This window comes from Marinobacter sp. HL-58 (assembly GCF_001314605.1).
Classification (GTDB): Bacteria; Pseudomonadota; Gammaproteobacteria; order Pseudomonadales; family Oleiphilaceae; genus Marinobacter.
The window spans coordinates 147803-166166 of sequence record NZ_LIHP01000010.1; the positions used below are offsets into that span (position 1 = coordinate 147803).

Sequence of the window (18364 nt, forward strand, 5' to 3'; positions counted from 1 at the left end):
ACTCAAGGTTCATTCTCCACACTGCGAACCGGTGTACCGCCCTGCCCCTCATCGTTCCCTGATTTCAGGCGATAACCCTCAAACCCTACCCGGGGCAGGCCCAGAGCAGAAACAGTGGGCCGGCGGAAACTGGTGCTTAACCTTACCCCGCCAAGCGGCTCGTCGCCAATTACGATCTTCTCAGGAAGGCCATTGACCGGATACTCGGCACAGGCTTCACCGTTCTCACAGATCAGGCCATTGTTGTCCGTGTCCGTTCCGGCCACCAGGAAATACTCTCCCGGCTCCACATCGTCAAAGGCAAATCGGTAATGTCCGTCGCTCGCGGAAACCACCACCTGTTCGAGGGTATCCCTGTCATCATCGGTACTGACCAGCAGTACATAGTGCCTGCCTGCATCCCGGTCGTCCGCCGCTGTGCCCAGGCGCAGGGAAACGGGGATTGCAAGAGACTCGCCACTGGAGTCATTTGTGTTGTATGTGACAACCATTTCGGTCGTGTAGCGTTGATTATCTTCAAGCCCGGCAGTATCCACTGAGACAGAAAGCGCCAGTGGCGCTTCAGAAGATATTTCGTCAAGATTTTCAATATTCAGCCAGTCCGCTCCGGTAGTCACACCGGTTATGTTGACAGTTTCATCCTCCGGATAGACAGAAAGATCAACCTCCTCACTCAGAACCGCGGAGTTAAATTGCAGTGCCGATGGGGAGGCACCCAGAGTAACGGGAAAGCTACCACCCAACGCAGCATCCATGGCGGCAAGGGCGTCGATCAGGCCGGCACCGTATTCGAAAGAAGGCCCCACTGCTTCGGTCAGGTTGCCATTCCTGAGCAGGCTGTGGAACTCGCCGGGTGTTAAATCGGGCACCTCGGCCTTCATCAGGGCATAAACACCTGCCACATGGGGTGCTGCCATGGACGTGCCCTGCAAAGGGGCATACCCGGGCTCAAAGTCGACACTGTCATCACGACCCCAGGTGCTGATGATCAAGTCAGCAACCTCATCCTGATTGGCGTCCCGGCTGGCATCGCCACCGGGCGCCACAACATCTACCGATTCACCCACGTTGGAGTAGGACGCCCGTACACGGGCGCCGTCTACTGCACCTACGCCGATCACGTTGGCAAAAGCTGCCGGATAGGTGGGTTCATCGGTGCCCTGGTTGCCCGCTGCGGCAACGATCAGTTTTCCCTCGCCGCCAGCCCAGGCCGCATCAATAGCTTCTTTGAGAGAATCGCTCGGGCCAAGACCACCAAGACTGAGATTGATTACGTCAATTTCGCTGCGGCCCGCGGCCCAGTTCAGCGCAGCAATCAGGTCTGCAGAGGAACCCACACCGTCGCGGCCCAGCACCCGGACAGGATAAATCGTCGCGCCGGGTGCCATACCCACAATACCAATTGAGTTATCCGCTGCGGCAGCAATACCGGCTACGTGGGTGCCATGGAAATTACTGCTCCGGTCCTTACCGTCACCCGGGTCGGCGGGATTGTTGTCCCGCTTGCCGTCATCTTCCTTATCAATATCCAGGTCACCAAGGACATAATCCATGATCTCTCTGGGAATCAGCTCGACATTGGCGTCCAGATCGGGGTGCCAGTTCCCACCGGAAGTCGGGGTGGAACTGAACATCCCTGTGTCCATCACCGCGATACCGATATCCTCACCCACTTTCGGGGCAGCCTGCCATGCCATCGGAGCCCTCGTCAGTGGTAGATTCCACTGCTGGTCGTAAAGTGGGTCATTATCCGGCGATACCTGCTGAGACGAATACAGGTAGTTGGGCTCTGCAGATCTCACACCTGGCTGCTTTCGAAGTTCCCGGACCCACTCGAGGGTTTCTTTACGGGCATCCTGTACCTGGCTGGCCGCCATGACGGCCGGATTTCGCGCTCCATCCCTGCGCATCAGCCAGGCTCCCCGGCCCAGATCCCGGCGCTCCGACACAGACATCGCAGCAGCCATGGCATTACCGTCCTGCTCTGACTCAAAACTTACGACGGCCTCGTCCACCATGAAAGACGGGGTGGCATATTGGGTGTTCATGACACTGCCGGATGCCTGGTCAGCCAAAGTGAGCACATAACGGAAGGGAATGCCGCCAGTGGTCGCCACCTCTATCAGGTAGGAGCCGGACTCAAAGGTATCCGGTAGTGTGACTATCAACGAATCAAGGTTGCCGGAGGCACTATCACTTTCAATCTCAACCAGATCTCCGTCTTGCTGCTTCAGGATGCGCAGGCTTCGATCCGGCAGTGGCGACCCTTGATCTGGTGAGCGGAAAGCCTGGACAGCAATACGGTCGCCGCCCGACAACTGCGTGACGTAAAGATCGACAGGATCTGAAAAAAAGCTGAACAATCCTGTGCTTTCGGTGCTATAGGTACCGTCATCAACGCTGAGATAACCGCCTGCCGTAGCCCCCGGAGGCAGGGCCTGAGCCGATCTGGGCTCATCATTCTCTATTGCTTCATCAAGACGGATATCATCGGCGGTGTCAGCATCCACCCGCGTTCCGCTTTCTATGTCAATAACGCCAGCCAGGTCAGGCGGATCTTCAGCACTGCCACCAGACCCCCCACCACCGCAGCCAGCCAATAGCAGCACACAGGAGATCAAACCAGCAGTCGGAGGTACAATCCGGATCATAATGAATTCACCAGGGTGGAATTATGGATACTCTAGAACAACTCCTTTTTATTCTCAGTATGGTATCCAACCAATGTTAACAAATTCGCATACGTTCCAAACTTTTCATCAGATGCAAAAAAACCGCCTGCGGTTTCCTGCAGGCGGTTTTGTTTTGTAGCCCAAGGTTACAACGCGTAGAACAGCAAAGGCACAAACGCGGTGATCAGCAGCGTCGGCCCCATCACCACCAGTGGCAGCAACAGCCGTTCATACCGATGCCAGAATGAGCCTGTGCGCTCGGCGGCCAGCACTTCGGTTTCGCCCACCACCTGTCGTGTCAGCAGGTGGTTCAGTGCCACCGGCGGGCTCAGGTAGCCCAGCTCGAAGGCCACCAGGCACACAATCCAGAAATGCAGCGGATCAATACCCAACTGAATCGCCGGCTGTGCAATAGTGGCGGACACCAGGATAACAGCGCCGAACGGGTCCATGACCATTCCAATAACGGTGAGCATCACCACGATCACCACCATGGCAACCCAGGGGCTGGTCAGGTTTTCCGGGAACAGGGCGTGAACCACATCAGAGCGCTCCAGGATGCCGCCGAGGCAGATGGAGAAGCCGATCAGCGCCAACAGGGCACCGATATGCACCGCCGAATCGCTGGCAGCCGCTGTCGTTCGCATCCAGAAGGCCCGCCCTCTGGATTGGCCCTGCTCACCGGGGTCCTTGCCGGCATCCAGATACACCAGGGCCAGCATCACCAGGGGCAGAATCATCGGCGCGCTGTACTCGTCGAAGCCGAGGCCCAGTACCAGCCAGATGGCCAGAATGACGACAGCGGTCACCACCGCATACGGTGCCAGCGGCCGCAGTTGCGCCAGGGATTTCCGGAAGGCGCCCGGTGCCGGGCGGGGTTTCCAGTTACCCTGGGTTTTGCAGACCACGACGGAAAACAGGGTTGCCGACATGATGAACACCCAGAAGCCCCAGCCGTATAGCTCGGACGTGGTCACTTCCTTGTTCAGCGCGGCCACCACCACGATCAGCAGACAGGGGTTGAGAACCACCCCCAGACTGCCGGACATGGCCGTGGTGGCCAGGGACAGTTGGCGGCCTGCCCCGCTCTTGCGCATCTCGTCATAGATAACGCCGCCCACGGCCAGGATGAAAATCCCCGAGGCGCCGGTGAAGGCCGTGGGGAAGGCCGTGGCGAAGATCATCACCGAGGCCAGCATGGGCGCCGGCAGATGATAGGGCTTGATCACGTTCAGCAGCAGCTCCGGAATACGGGTCTGCTTCAGCGCCATGCCCACCAGGACATAAAGGCCGATATTGATGAACATGGACGACAGGTTGGTCATCATGCCGAAGTAAATGGCCAGGCCAGAGGAGTAGCCGTCAATAAAGAAGAAGTAACTCATGGCAATCAGGCCCATGGCGCAGTACAGAGGCAGAACCAGGCCCGAAGAGGCTGCCAGCCCGCCGGGCTTCATGCGCTCCGGCACCGCCAGGAACCGCACGGTATTGATCACCATAAACAGCCCGAAAACCGCTGCCCAGGCGTACTGGAGCGAGGCGGTGTCTTCCGAGCCGGGGGAAGACGACAACCTGTCCACATAGGAAAACAGCGAATACACCATCAGCCCGTTAACCACGAACTGCATGCCCTGGCTAAGGCGCCATTCGGCCCGGTTGCGGGGCAGCCTCAGGGCAATATGGTCGGCATCCAGTGCTGAAATCGCCGCGGCCATGGCGAACATGGCAATAAACATGAACTTGGTCAGCGCGATGTTATCCAGCAGAAAATGCGCGAATCCCTGCTCGACCGTTTTAAAGAGCGCCAGTGCCTTGGTGCCATGCTCCTGGTTTTCCTGGTAACGGAAGTGTTTTTTCTGGCACAGGGCCAGGTTTTTCTCCAGCGACTGGCGAACCGAGTCCTCGTCCGGGGGCGAGTCAAAAAGCTCGTCCGGGTCGGGCTCGTAATCGTCGATACGCTTCTTCACTTCGGCATCGATATCCACGATCAGCGGACAGTCCGGCTCCGTGGCGTCCGGGTCCAGCAGATAATAGTTCGGCCAGGTCTGCTCGCCCACCCACAGCATGCGTGAGTGAAGCGAGTTCCCCATACCCAGAAGAAGCGTAAAAATAAGGAGCAGCAGGAGTATCACCCCGTGCGTCCGATGCACGGGATACAGCGTTTTTGAGCCTGCGGCTGATAATGCTCGCCAGTTCATGGAAATTCAGCCCTTTATTCGCGGTCAGACGCTGTGCACTCGGAGGCTCCGGGATTGCTGGAGCAGCGGATTTTGCTCAACAGGCTCATCATCTTGGGGTGATAGACCTTGTCGGCACCGTCAGTGCCATCCTTCAGCTGCAGACGGTTCTCACGGAACATCTCCTGGTAGCCCTCGATGTCATCCTCGGGAATCCGCACCCACTTTTCCTCGGGAATGGCTGATTCCTGGCGCTCAATCAGGTCCATGGCCTGGTCATACATGCCCCAGGCAACCTCTCGGGATTTCTGGGCGGTTTCCTCATCCAGCACACCTTCACGGGCGACGACCTGGATAGTGAGCTGCGCCAGCGGGTAATCCACAATACCGCCGTCGTCACCGATACCCTTGTAGAGTTCCAGTGCCTCGTAGGCAAAGGCAGGCGCGTAGGCGGTGTCCACGGAGCCGTTGTTGAACTTGCCAGCAAAGTTGGTGATATCGGAGGGCACCACGGTCGCCTTTACATGGTTCACCATGTGGATTGCGTCTTTCTGGTAATCCAGTGTTGCCATGCGCTTGCCGGCAAGCTCGCCGGCGGTATCGATCTCGCGATCATCGACGAACAGATAGCCGGCGCCGGCAGGGACAATACCCAGCACCTCATACTTGCCCTCTTTCATCAGCGAGGCGGCCTTGGGCTGGGCCAGGGTAGCCAGGACGGTCTTCAGGTCGTCATAGGTGGGAATAGCCCCCACCGCACTGATGCTGCCGGTAAACTGGTTGAACGGACGGGTGCGCAGGTCCGTTGCGGCAACGGCATCGCATTGGCCAGAATTGAAGTCACCCACGGCAACACCTTCATCCGTATAGGGGCGAAGCTTGAACTCGACTCCGTGAGACTTCATCTCCAACGCGTAGTCCTTGACCATGTTGTACATGTCGCCGTTGGCGCCGATAACGTCAAAGACACACATTTTTATGGGTTCGGCCGTCGCGAAGGGGGCAGCGGCTACCAGGGACAGGGCAACAAGGGATTTGCGGATCATAAATGACCTCCGGGTTCTTGTGTTTGTTGAATGTGTTCAGGCTTTTGGACGCCTGCTAGAGCAGGTCGTCCAGATCCATGGTTTCCGGCTCTTCGCCCTCGCGTTCAGGGCTCATCCGGCCAAAATGGGTTCGTGGAGTGCGATAGCCGTAATTGGCTGTCCAGTGCTTGTCCGAGGAAAACTGGATAACGTCGCGGGCCACCTCGTCCACGAGCTGGAACTCACTCCAGACAACAATGGTGTCTTCGGCCTCGGCAAAGCGCGCAACCACATCCTCAAGTACGTCCGGGCGCCCGAAGGTTTCTGCTGCCACAGCCTCAATCGCCATGGACGCACGGATGCCGGCGGCTACCCCCAGACGGGAGCTGTCCTCAAGCACTTCCCAGGGGTCCGGTGACAGGCTCGGGCGGGTATCCGGCAGCAACAGCCAGACCAGGCTGCGGATAGCGTTTGGCAGACCGCCCCACTTTTCGTTGTCCACGCATTCGGCCGCACGCTCGGTCCGTGGCGCAATGTTGCGGGGAACGCCGGCCATGGCGCCGGAGTTGGCGTCATTCACGATGGCCTGCATTCCCGTCAGCAGGCCCAGCAGGAAGGTGAGCTCCTCCTGCTCATCAAACAGGAAAGGACACTCGAACTCTTCAGCCGCCGGGTCGAAATCGTAAGCTGCCATGGCGCGCTGGTAGGCTACATACCGTCGCTTGGCAGTTTCTGCGTTCAGTCGCTTGGCTTTTTCGCGGGCATCCTTGGCCGCTGGAACATCGCCGGAAAAGTCCGCACGCAGGTAATCCAGTTCCGCTTCCCAGGCAAGGTACTCGGAGCAGTTGCCCGCCAGCAGCATCAACAGGGAACCCGTGCTTTCGGGTGCATCGGTGACTCTGGAGAAGGAGTACAGCAGTGGGTCCACGCCTTCACCCAGCGCGCAGGCCATTTCCGGATCGGACATCTGCATCACGTAGGGGGTCGCTTCCCCCTCCGAGTAGTTGGAGAGGACCATTCCGGTAGTCGAATAAATGGGATTGGCAGAACAGCCGGCAAGTAGCATCAAGGCCAGAATGGCAAGGCAGCTGTTTCGAAAGTGCCCGAAGGATTTCACCAGTGAGGAGTTCATAGTTCGTCCTGTCTTACATTGTTTTTATAGGTCGGGGATGACAGGGCGTATTATCGCTGTCTGAATTGCAGATACCGTGACGGATAACCCGCAATCGCATCCCCGCTCGCATTTGACGACACCAAGAATGCTGCGAATCTTGTCAGACAAAAATGGCTGGAATGCCGGTCCGGTTATGCCGATCAGGCCAATGGCCCGCAGAGACGGGAAGAAAAATAAAGGATCTTGATTTAAAACAATGACTTCCTGAATTCATTACAGTTGAGACATTTGTACAAGAAAATAATTTTCTGGCCCTGACTCAGGTTCCTGGCCCCTTCACCCCCATCATGGCGACCACCTGATCCGTCAGATCGTCCAGTGTCAGTCCACCATCCGGCCGGTACCAGGTTACCGTCCAGCTCAGTGCGCCGGTCAGCATTCTGCGCACGACAAATGGGTCCGCGGCCAACACGCCATCCCTGTGCAGGGCACCCAACACATCCAGCCACAGTTGCTCATAGATATCCCTGAGCTCAAGCACGTAGGCCCGGGATTCCTCCGACAGGCTGCGCCACTCGAACACCAGTACTGCCATGGCCTCGCCGGTCTGGCCGTTGATGGATTCCAGCTCGGCACGGATCAGTGCCCGTAACTTCTCCCGGCTGGAATCAGCTGACTCCACCGCAGCCTGCATCAGCGCCGTGTTCAGACGGATGGTCTCCACCATAACGGCCTTGAGGATCTCTTCCTTGGTACGGAAGTGATGGAACAGGCTGCCGGACTGGATACCCACCGCCGCCGCCAGATCCCTGACCGTGGTGCGCTCATAACCCTTGTCGCGGAATAGCCTCGCCGCCTCACGAAGCAGTCGGCCACGGGCACCGGAGGGATCGGAAACCAGGTTGTCAGCAACCAGTGAGCGCAGGATAGAGTCTTGATTCACAGTATTTTCCAGCCAGGGAACAGAAGAACGTTAATTCTATCCTGATTTTGCCTGTTTACAAACCAAGCGCTTGCTTGGTATTGTCTTTTGCAATGCTGACAGATTCCGCAAACAGCCCTGCTGTGGCGGCTACCGCGGCCTCTTTATGACAAGGTGAAGACATGCCAGATTCCGATATCTCCAGGCCAGACACCATCCGCATCGGCTGCTCCGCCGCCTTCTGGGGCGACACCGAAACCGCCGCGGCGCAGCTGGTTCACAAGGGCAATATCGATTACCTGGTGGCGGACTATCTTGCGGAAATCACCATGTCCATCATGGCCGGCCAGAAAATGAAGGACCCCGGCCAGGGCTACGCCCGGGATTTTGTGCAAACCGTGATGGGGCCTCTGCTGAGTGAGATAAAAAACAAAGGCATCCGGGTGCTGGCCAACGCCGGTGGGGTGAATCCGGTGGCCTGCCGTGATGCCCTGCAGGCACTGTGCGACAAAGCGGGCGTGGAGATGAAGATCGCCCTGGTACTGGGTGATGATTTATTGCCCAGGAAGAAGCAGCTGGCAGAAAGCGGCATCACCGAGATGACCACCGGCCAGCCCATGCCGCCGATGATGGTGAGCCTGAACGCCTACCTCGGTGCTCCGGGTTTGGTGACCGCACTGGAACAGGGTGCGGATATTGTGATCACCGGGCGGGTTGCCGACAGCGCCCTGGTGCTGGCGCCACTGGTGCATGAGTTCGGATGGAACTGGAGCGATTACGACAAGCTGGCCCAGGGCAGCCTGGCCGGCCACCTGCTTGAATGTGGCGCCCAGTCCACCGGCGGGAACTTCACCGACTGGGAAGAGGTTGCCGACGGCTATGCTGATATGGGCTTTCCCATTGCGGAGGTTTCCCGAAACGGCGAGTTCATTATGACCAAGCCGGAGGGTACCGGTGGCAAGGTGTCCCGGGGTACGGTGGCGGAACAGTTGGTGTACGAAATTGGCGACCCCAGGGCTTATCTACTGCCGGATGTAACCTGTGATTTTACCAACGTCACCCTCGAGGAGGTGGGCGCTGACCAGGTGCGTGTGAATGGAGCAAGGGGCCTGCCACCCACAGACAGCTACAAGGTGTCCGGCACCTGGCCGGATGGTTTCAAGTGCACAGTCACGTTTCTGTTGGCCGGGATGGATGCCATGGCCAAGGCACAGCGGGTGGCCGAGGCCATTCTGGCAAAAACCTCACGGATGTTCAGCGAGCGGGGCCTTGGGACCTACACCGAGACCAGCATTGAGTTGCTGGGCACCGAGGCCACTTATGGTGACCATGGCCGCATGGGAGACTGCCGGGAGGTGGTGGTGAAGATCAGCACCGCCCATCCGAAGAAAGAGGCACTGGTGCTGTTTTCCCGGGAGATCGCCCAGGCGGCGACGGGAATGGCGCCGGGGATTACCGGTATCGTGGGTGGCCGTCCGACAGTCTGGCCGAAGATTCGTTTGTATTCCTGCCTGGTTCCCAAGACGGAAGTTGCCGTTGCGGTGGATCTTGGTGGCAACAGGCAGGCGGTGGATGTGGCAACGGATGGCGGGTTCGAGCCGGGTCAGCTTGCCAGGCAGCCTGTCAGCGGTGCGGAACCGGCGACGGATACCACTGTGCCGCTGATCCGGCTGGCGTGGGCGCGCAGTGGTGACAAGGGGGATCACACCAATATCGGGGTGATTGCCCGCAAGCCGGAATTTGTGCCGTTTATTGAGGCGGCGTTGACGGAGCTTGCAGTGGCTGAGTGGATGGCTCACACGCTGGATCCGGAGCATGGTCGGGTTACCCGTTGGGCGTTGCCCGGGTTCCATGCCTTTAATTTTCTGCTGGAGCACAGTCTTGGTGGGGGCGGCGTGGCCAGCTTGCGCATTGACCCTCAGGGCAAGGCGTTTGCCCAGCAGTTGCTGGAGTTTCCTGTGCCTATCAAGGCTGAGTTGCTTGACGCTTGATACCTACAAATTTGGTGCATGCACTCCACCGGGGAGGCTGTTCCGGGACACGCTGTGAATACGTCCATGTACGCTCGACAAAAACATCCATGTTTTTGACGGTCCCGGAACAGCCTCCCCGGTGGAGCGCCCTGAACTTTATTGAGGACTTCTGAGATGAGTTATCGATCGGTTTTTCACCCTGACCTTTTTAAGGGCCAGGTATTTATTGTGACCGGGGGTGGTTCCGGGATTGGGCGTTGTACTGCCCATGAGCTGGCTTCCCTTGGGGCCCGGGTTGCGCTTGTTGGGCGCAAGGCTGAGAAGGTTGAGGCGGTTAAAGCTGAGATTATTGAAGACGGGGGAATCGCGTCGGCTCATGTGTGCGACATTCGTGAGGAAGAACCGGTGAAAGCCACGGTCAAGGCCATTATTGAGGAACATGGTGGCCTCAATGGGCTGGTCAATAACGCCGGGGGGCAGTTTCAGGCTCCGTTGGCGAGTATTAACCAGAAAGGTTGGGAGACGGTGGTTCGTACCAATCTGACCGGTGGGTTTCTGATGGCGCGGGAGGCTTATACCCAGGCGCTGTCGAAGACCGGTGGGGCGATTGTGAATATTGTGGCGGATATGTGGGGCGGCATGCCCGGCATGGGGCATTCCGGCGCGGCGCGGGCGGGTATGGTGAATTTTACCCAGACGGCTGCGGTGGAATGGGGCTGTTCCGGGGTGCGGGTGAATGCGGTGGCGCCGGGGTGGATTGCGTCCAGTGGTATGGATAACTACCCCGAGCATATGAAGCAGTGGATTCGCAGCCTGGGCGATAACGTGCCTATCAAGCGGATGGGGACGGAATCGGAGGTCAGTGGGGCGATCTGTTTCCTGCTGAGCCCGGCGGCGGCGTTTATCAGTGGGGATTGCCTGCGGATTGACGGCGCGGCGTCCCAGGGTGGCCGGGTGTGGCCGTTTGCGAAGGCGAAGAACAATGAACCTTTCAACGGCTTCCATCGGGCGGTGACGCCCAGGGTGTTGAGCGACGACTGAGGAGAGCCCGATGCAGGTACTGGAATCCACGGTTAACCCCCAGTCCGATGACTTTCGCGCCAACGCGGAGGTGATGGAGGCCCATATTGCCACCTTCCGGGAGGTGGAGCAGAAGGTGCTGGACCTGGCGGAGGCGGCGCGGGAGAAGTTCACCAGGCGCGGCAAGCTGCTGCCCCGGGATCGTATCAACCGTTTGCTGGATCGCGGCACGCCGTTTCTGGAGCTGTGCTCCCTGGCCGGCTACAAGATGCACGATGACAAGGACGGCAGCATGGCCGGCGGTGCCATTATTGCCGGCATTGGCACGGTCAGTGGCGTGCGCTGCCTGGTGGTGGCCAGTAACAGTGCCATCAAGGGCGGCACCATCACGCCGGCGGGGCTTGACAAGACCCTGCGACTGCAGCAGATCGCCATGGAGAACAAGCTGCCGGTGGTGTCGCTGTCTGAAAGCGGCGGCGCGAACCTGAACTACGCCACGGATATTTTTGTACTCGGCGCCCGGGGCTTTGCCAACCAGGCCCGCATGTCCGCTGCGGGCATTCCCCAGGTAACGGTGGTCCACGGCAACGCCACGGCGGGCGGTGCCTATCAGCCGGGGCTGTCGGATTACGTGATCGTGGTGCGGGAACAGGCCAAGATGTTCCTGGCCGGCCCGCCCCTGCTGAAAGCCGCCACCGGCGAAGTGGCCACCGACGAGGAACTCGGCGGCGCCCAGATGCACGCGGAAGTGGCCGGAACGGCGGAGTACCTGGCGGAAGACGACGCCGACGGCATCCGCCACGCCCGTAATGTGCTCGAGGCCCTGCCCTGGAACGAACAGCTGCCCCCCGCGCGGGAGCCGGAGTGGGAAGAGCCCCTCTACCCCGCCGAGGAACTGCTCGGGGTGATCCCCAGCGACGCCAAAAAGCCCTACGACGTCCGCGAGATCCTGGCCCGCATCGCCGACGGCTCGAAGTTCATGGACTTCAAGAACGGCTACGACGACCAGACGGTGTGCGGCACCATCCGCATCGAGGGTCATTCGGTGGGCATCATCGGCAACAACGGCCCCATCACCCCGGCCGGCGCCACCAAGGCCGCCCAGTTCATCCAGCTCTGCGACCAGGCCGGCACGCCTTTGCTGTTCCTGCACAACACCACCGGTTTCATGGTGGGCACCCATTCGGAGCAGAACGGCATCATCAAACACGGGTCAAAGATGATTCAGGCGGTGGCGAATTGTCGGGTGCCGAAGGTCGCAATTGTCATCGGTGGTTCCTATGGTGCAGGTAACTATGCCATGTGTGGCCGCGGTCTGGATCCGAGATTCATCTTCGCCTGGCCCAACAGCCGCACCGCGGTCATGGGTCCTGCGCAGGCGGGCAAGGTGATGCGCATTGTGGCCGAAGACAAACAGCGCCGGGGCGGTATGGAGCCGGATCCGAAGACCCTGGATTTCCTGGAACAGGCCACGGCGAAGAAACTGGAAGACGGCTCCACTGCCCTGTTTGGCACGGCCCGCCTGTGGGACGACGGGCTGATCGACCCGCGCGATACCCGGCGGGTTCTGGCTTTGGTGCTTTCGGTTTGCCGCGAGGCTGAGGTTCGGCAGTTGCGGCCTAATTCTTTTGGTGTGGCCCGTTTGTAGGCGGTCTTTGTGATGGTGTTTGGCCCCGGAGCGAAAGACCTCCCAAAAAACGCCCGTGAATACGTCCCTGTAGGGCTCGGTCGCGCCATCCCTGGCGCTCCACGTTTTTGGGAAGCCCTCCGCCCCGGTTCTGGTGGACCACCAGTTACCGCTTTTGGCGAGCATGCTTATCCGGGTAACTGGTGGTGATGACGCTGGATTGGTTTGTCGGATTACGCCTGCGGCTAATCCGACCTACAGGAGTCGCGGGCCCGGAAACGTAGGTCGGATTAGCGAAGCGTAATCCGACAAATAAAGAACAGGAAGCAACGGACTTACAGACAACAGCACCTGTGGGGTACCTGCTTCAGAAACTGTGGAGGGCCAGGGATGGCCCGACCGAGCCTACACGGACGTACTTGCGGCGTGTTTCTGAAGCAGGTACCCCACAGGTGCAGCCCAAGCTAGAGAACGTGCATCTGAATCAACAGGCACGGACTTCATATAAGTCAGGAGAACAAGAACGTGAAATTCACAGCCGAACACGAAGCCCTGAGAAAAACCGTCCGCGATTTCGTGGAGAAGGAGATCAATCCCCACTGCGACGAATGGGAAGCCGCCGGCGAATTCCCCATTCACGAACTCTTCAAGAAACTCGGCAACCTCGGCCTGCTCGGCATCCAGAAGCCGGAGGAATACGGCGGCATGGGGCTGGATTACAGCTACAACCTGGTGGCAGCGGAAGAACTCGGCACTGCCCACTGTGGCGGCGTGCCCCTGGCTGTGGGGGTTCAGACCGACATGTGCACGCCGGCCATCTCACGTTTTGGCTCCGATGAGCTCAAACGCACCTTCCTGGCCCCGGCCATTGCCGGCGACATGGTGGGCTGTATCGGCGTGAGCGAAGTGGCTGCCGGTTCCGACGTGGCGGGGATGAAAACCACCGCCAGGCAGGACGGCGATGACTATGTCATCAACGGCTCGAAGATGTGGATCACCAACAGCCCCAAGGCCGATTTCATCTGCCTGCTGGCCAACACCTCCGACGACAAGCCCCACAAGAACAAGTCGCTGATTGTGGTGCCCATGAACACTCCGGGTATTTCCTTCAGTCCGCACCTGAACAAGCTGGGCATGCGGTCGTCCGAGACAGCGCAGATTTTCTTTGATGATGTAAGGGTTCCACAGCGCTACCGCATCGGCGCCGAGGGCACCGGTTTCATGATGCAGATGCTGCAGTTCCAGGAGGAGCGGCTATGGGGCGCGGCCAATGTGATCAAGGCGCTGGAGCACTGCATCAACAAGACCATCGAGTACTGCCGCGAGCGCAAGACCTTCGGCCAGCCGCTGATCAACAATCAGGTGATTCATTTCCGTCTTGCGGAGCTGCAGACCGAGGTGGAGGCCCTGCGTGCCCTGACCTATCAGGCCTGTGAGCTGCACGTAGAAGGCAAGGATGTAACCAGGCTGGCGTCCATGGCCAAGCTGAAGGCGGGGCGGCTTGGGCGAGAGGTGACGGATAGCTGTCTGCAGTATTGGGGAGGCAATGGTTACATGTGGGAGAACCCGGTGTCCCGTGCCTTCCGGGATGTGCGGCTGGTGTCCATTGGCGGCGGTGCCGACGAAATCATGTTGGGGATTATTTGCAAGATGATGGGGACCCTTCCAGGTAAACAGCGGGATTGACCTCTGACACCCCAACTTTCGAGTAAGAACTGGTAGGCAGGTAGGGCCATTTCGGGACACGCTGTGAATACGTCCCTGTACGCTCGACAAAAACATCCATGTTTTTGACGGTCCCGAAATGGCCCTACCTGCCCACCAGTCCCCGGACAACGGTATTGGAGTCGTTCTTATGGAAAATATGCCTCACTGCGAGACACTTCTTTTAGAGAAACAGGGCCCTGCCCTGCACGTGACCATCAACCGGCCGGACGTTCGGAACGCCATGAGCCTGCAGATGGTGGCGGAGCTTTCGACGGTGTTCAGTCTGGTGGCGGGCAATAACAGCATCCGGGCTGTGGTTCTGCGCGGTGCCGGTGGGCACTTCTGTGCCGGAGGGGACATCAAAGATATGGCCGGTGCCCGGGGGCAGAAGCCGGCCGAGGGTGAGGAGGACCCGTTTTACCGTTTGAACCGGGCATTCGGGCAGATGATTCAGCAGGTGAATGAGTCGTCGAAGGTGGTGATTGCGGTTATCGAAGGCGCGGTGATGGGCGGTGGTTTTGGGCTGGCCTGCGTGTCGGATGTGGCCATTGCCGGGCCGACGGCGAAGTTTGGTATGCCGGAGACAACCCTGGGGGTGATTCCGGCTCAGATTGCGCCGTTTGTGGTGGAGCGGATCGGGCTGACCCAGGCGCGGCGGTTGGCGTTGCTGGGGTTGCGGGTTGACGCGAATGAGGCTTGCCGGCTGGGGATTGTGCATCAGGTTGCGGAGTCTGAGGTTGAGATCGATGAGTTGCTGGGCGAGGCGGTGGATCGTGTCCGGCAGTGTGCACCGAATGCCACGGCCGAGACCAAGGCGTTGCTTCATCGCGTTGGTCACGAGTCCATGAGCGGTGTTCTGGACAGTGCGGCAGAGAAGTTTGCCCAGGCCATTCGCAGTAACGAGGGCTCTGAGGGGACTCTTGCGTTTATGCAGAAGCGCCCGGCCTCTTGGGCCGCCTCTGAATGATGGCTTCCGGCTGATGGTGGCAGGCTGAGGCGGGCATGGCTTTTCGGGACACGCGGTGAATACGTCCCTGTACGCTCGACAAAAACATCCATGTTTTTGACGGTCCCGAAAAGCCATGCCCGCCCCAGCCCCAGACCATGTGCAAACCGCCATAAAAACAGGCATGCAGTTACAAAAGTTGGAAGGAGCTTTGGTGGGAAGGAGGCCCTGGTTCAGGACCGTAAAAAACATGGATGTTTTTTACGAGCCTACAGGGATGTATTCACGGCGTGTCCTGAACCAGGGCCTCCTTCCCACCAAAGCGATCAGCCACCCAAGCAAGAGACCACCAAAATGCTAAAAAAACTCTTAATCGCCAACCGGGGTGAGATCGCAGTCAGAATAATCAAGACGGCAAAGTCACTGGGATACCGGACCGTGGCAGTTTACTCAGAGGCAGACGCCAAAGCACTCCATGTGGAAATGGCCGACGAGGCGGTGTGTATCGGCCCGGCTCAGGTATCGGCTTCGTATCTGAAGGGCGCGGCGATTATCGCGGCGGCGTTGAAGACCGGGGCGGATTGCGTGCATCCGGGGTATGGGTTCCTGTCGGAGAATTCCGGGTTTGCCAGGGACTGTAAAGACGCCGGGCTGGTGTTTGTGGGGCCGCCGGAGGCGGCTATTGAGCTGATGGGTAGCAAGCGGCGGTCGAAGATTGCCATGCAGCAAGCCGGGGTGCCGGTGGTGCCGGGTTTTGAGGGAGATAACGCCAGCGATGAAGAGCTGATCAAGGCCGCCAAGGCTATTGGCTACCCGTTGATGATCAAGGCCTCCGCCGGCGGCGGTGGCCGGGGTATGCGACTGGTGGAGAAGGAAGAAGAGCTGGCAGACAACATCCAGCGGGCGCGGTCGGAGGCACAACAGGCCTTTGGGGATGGTGAGCTGATCCTGGAAAAGGCGGTGATTGAGCCCCGCCATATCGAAATCCAGGTGTTTGCCGACCAGCACGGCAACGCCGTTTACTTGGGAGAGCGGGACTGTTCGGTTCAGCGGCGGCACCAAAAAGTGGTCGAGGAAGCGCCCTCACCGTTCGTCACACCTGAACTGCGCAAAGCCATGGGTGAAGCAGCAGTGAAGGCTGCACTGGCTTGCGGCTACGAAGGTGCCGGCACCGTCGAGTTCCTGGTGGACAAGGATCGTAACTTCTACTTTCTGGAAATGAACACCCGGCTGCAGGTGGAACACCCGGTGACCGAGCTGATCACCGGGCAGGACCTGGTGGCCTGGCAGCTTTCCGTGGCCGAGGGTTTACCCCTGCCGCTGGCACAGAACGAAATACAGCTGAATGGCCATGCCATCGAAGTGCGCCTCTACGCGGAAGACCCGGCCAACGGCTTTACGCCGCAAACCGGACCCCTGCACCAGTTCCGGCCGGCAGAAGGCGAAGGCCTGCGGTTCGATACCGGCGTTCGCTCCGGCGATTCGGTCACGCCCCACTACGACCCCATGCTGGCCAAGGTAATTGCCTGGGGCGAGAACCGCAACGAAGCCCGGCGCCGGTTGCTCAGGGCCCTGGAAGACACCACCGTGTTCGGTGTCACCACCAACCGCTACTTCCTCAGCCGGATTATCGGCAACGACACCTTCGGGGCCGGCGAGGCCACCACGGCATTCCTGCAACAGGCGTTCCGAGACGACCCGTCGATGGCCCCGGCGGACATCAGCCTTCAGGAACTGGCACTGGCCGCCTGTGTATTCAGCCATGGCATTTCAGGCCCCGGTGCCGCCCATGGGAACCTGAACACTTCCTGGAGCAATGCCCCTGCCACGGTCACACCCATGAAACTGGAAACCGGTGAGCAAACCGCGGAATTGCTGGTGCGCCGCGCTGGTAACCACTTCACGGTGACCCGTGGTGAGGAACAACACGAGCTCGACCTTGAAAGCATGAGCGACGGCCTGTTATGCATTATCGACAACGGCGTACGTCAGCATTGCCAATATCACCGCCGGGGCGATCACCTATATTTGCAGACGTCCGGACAGGCGGTGGCAGTGCACGACGTCACCCACCAGCCGGCCAGCGGTTCGGCTGCCAGCGGCAGTGGCCGTATCAAGGCCACCATGGATGGCGCCATTATCGATGTCCTGGTTCAGGCTGGTCAGGCGGTCAGACAGGGCGATACCCTGGTAATTCTGGAAGCCATGAAGATGGAGCATCCGGTAAAGGCAGACCGCGATGGCACCGTGGGTGAGGTTCTTGCCGCCAAAGGCGACCAGGTAAAACGAAGCCAGTTACTGGTAGACATTACTGCCGGAGAAGCCACTGCTGAGGAAGCCGGACAATGAGCGCAATGAAGAACAGAACCGTTTTTATCACTGGTGGCAGCCGGGGCATCGGCCGGGCCATTGCCCTCGCCTGCGCCCGGGAAGGCGCGAATGTGGTGATTGCGGCGAAATCCGACAAGCCACATCCCAAGCTGCCGGGCACGATTCACAGTGTGGCGGAAGAAATACAGGACGCCGGAGGCCAGGCACTGCCGCTGGTGCTGGACGTCCGGGATGAAAAACTGGTGCGCCAACGGGTGGAGGAAGCCGCGACTCATTTTGGCGGCATTGACGCCCTGGTGAACAACGCCGGCGCCATCAAACTGACCGGTGTGGAAAACCTCAAGGTCAGTCGTTACGACCTGATGCACCAGGTCAACGCCCGTGCGGTTTTCGTGTGCAGCCAGGCGGTGCTGCCCTGGCTGAAGGAGTCGGACCAGGCCCACATCCTGAGCCTGTCGCCGCCCCTGAACCTGGACACCCGGTGGTTCGCCCAATATGGGCCCTACACCACCACAAAATACGCCATGACCATGTTGAGCATGGGCATGGCCGAGGAGTTTCGCCGGTATGGCATTGCAGTCAACACGCTGTGGCCGAAAACACTGATCGCCACCGCCGCCATCGAGTTCGAGGTGGGTGGCCCGCAGATGATGGCCCAGGGCCGCAAGCCGGACATCATGGCGGATGCCGCCCTGAGCATCCTCAGCCGGCCCGCAGACAGGATGACCGGTCAGTCGCTGATTGACGAGGATGTGCTTAGAGCCGACGGCGTAACGGATTTCGAACACTACCGGTACCAGGCTGGTGACAAACCGCTGATGCCGGATCTGTTCCTGGATTAGGCCTGGAG

Annotated in this window: 12 protein-coding genes; 7 read left to right on the forward strand and 5 right to left on the reverse strand. The window is 59.5% G+C overall.

Annotated elements, in window-relative coordinates:
* Positions 1–2 precede the first annotated feature (2 nt).
* The 5 genes from HLUCCO03_RS07900 to HLUCCO03_RS07920 all read right to left on the reverse strand — a co-directional run bounded on the left by HLUCCO03_RS07900 (position 3) and on the right by HLUCCO03_RS07920 (position 7931).
* Positions 3–2651, reverse strand: coding sequence for a S8 family peptidase (locus HLUCCO03_RS07900; RefSeq protein WP_027832764.1), 2649 nt, complete (start codon positions 2649–2651; stop codon positions 3–5).
* Between the two features lie 167 nt (positions 2652–2818).
* A complete protein-coding gene (locus HLUCCO03_RS07905; protein WP_027832765.1) occupies positions 2819–4870 on the reverse strand; it encodes a TRAP transporter large permease subunit in 2052 nt (683 codons plus the stop codon).
* Positions 4871–4884: 14 nt separating this feature from the next.
* Complete coding sequence (locus HLUCCO03_RS07910) at positions 4885–5895, reverse strand: putative solute-binding protein (protein WP_027832766.1); 1011 nt, start codon at positions 5893–5895, stop codon at positions 4885–4887.
* 55 nt (positions 5896–5950) lie between these two features.
* Entirely contained in the window at positions 5951–7006 is a 1056-nt protein-coding gene (locus HLUCCO03_RS07915; protein WP_027832767.1) for a hypothetical protein, read from the reverse strand.
* A gap of 301 nt (positions 7007–7307) precedes the next feature.
* Positions 7308–7931, reverse strand: coding sequence for a TetR/AcrR family transcriptional regulator (locus HLUCCO03_RS07920; protein ID WP_027832768.1), 624 nt, complete (start codon positions 7929–7931; stop codon positions 7308–7310).
* 161 nt (positions 7932–8092) lie between these two features.
* On the opposite strand from HLUCCO03_RS07920, the gene HLUCCO03_RS07925 reads away from it, so the two are divergent.
* The 7 genes from HLUCCO03_RS07925 (at position 8093) to HLUCCO03_RS07955 (ending at position 18356) form a co-directional block, all read left to right on the forward strand.
* Positions 8093–9901 (forward strand): acyclic terpene utilization AtuA family protein, encoded by a 1809-nt coding sequence (locus HLUCCO03_RS07925; RefSeq protein WP_027832769.1) that lies wholly within the window; start codon positions 8093–8095, stop codon positions 9899–9901.
* 156 nt (positions 9902–10057) lie between these two features.
* Entirely contained in the window at positions 10058–10924 is an 867-nt protein-coding gene (locus tag HLUCCO03_RS07930) for an SDR family oxidoreductase (protein ID WP_027832770.1), read from the forward strand.
* 10 nt (positions 10925–10934) lie between these two features.
* Positions 10935–12551: an acyl-CoA carboxylase subunit beta gene (locus HLUCCO03_RS07935; RefSeq protein ID WP_027832771.1), complete on the forward strand. Its 1617-nt coding sequence runs from the start codon at positions 10935–10937 to the stop codon at positions 12549–12551.
* 504 nt (positions 12552–13055) lie between these two features.
* Entirely contained in the window at positions 13056–14216 is a 1161-nt protein-coding gene (atuD, locus tag HLUCCO03_RS07940; protein ID WP_027832772.1) for a citronellyl-CoA dehydrogenase, read from the forward strand.
* 169 nt (positions 14217–14385) lie between these two features.
* Entirely contained in the window at positions 14386–15204 is an 819-nt protein-coding gene (locus HLUCCO03_RS07945) for an enoyl-CoA hydratase-related protein (protein WP_027832773.1), read from the forward strand.
* Between the two features lie 333 nt (positions 15205–15537).
* Positions 15538–17532 (forward strand): acetyl/propionyl/methylcrotonyl-CoA carboxylase subunit alpha, encoded by a 1995-nt coding sequence (locus tag HLUCCO03_RS07950; RefSeq protein WP_027832774.1) that lies wholly within the window; start codon positions 15538–15540, stop codon positions 17530–17532.
* Positions 17529–18356: an NAD(P)-dependent oxidoreductase gene (locus HLUCCO03_RS07955; protein ID WP_027832775.1), complete on the forward strand. Its 828-nt coding sequence runs from the start codon at positions 17529–17531 to the stop codon at positions 18354–18356. The genes HLUCCO03_RS07950 and HLUCCO03_RS07955 overlap by 4 nt, the downstream gene beginning before the upstream one ends.
* Positions 18357–18364 lie beyond the last annotated feature (8 nt).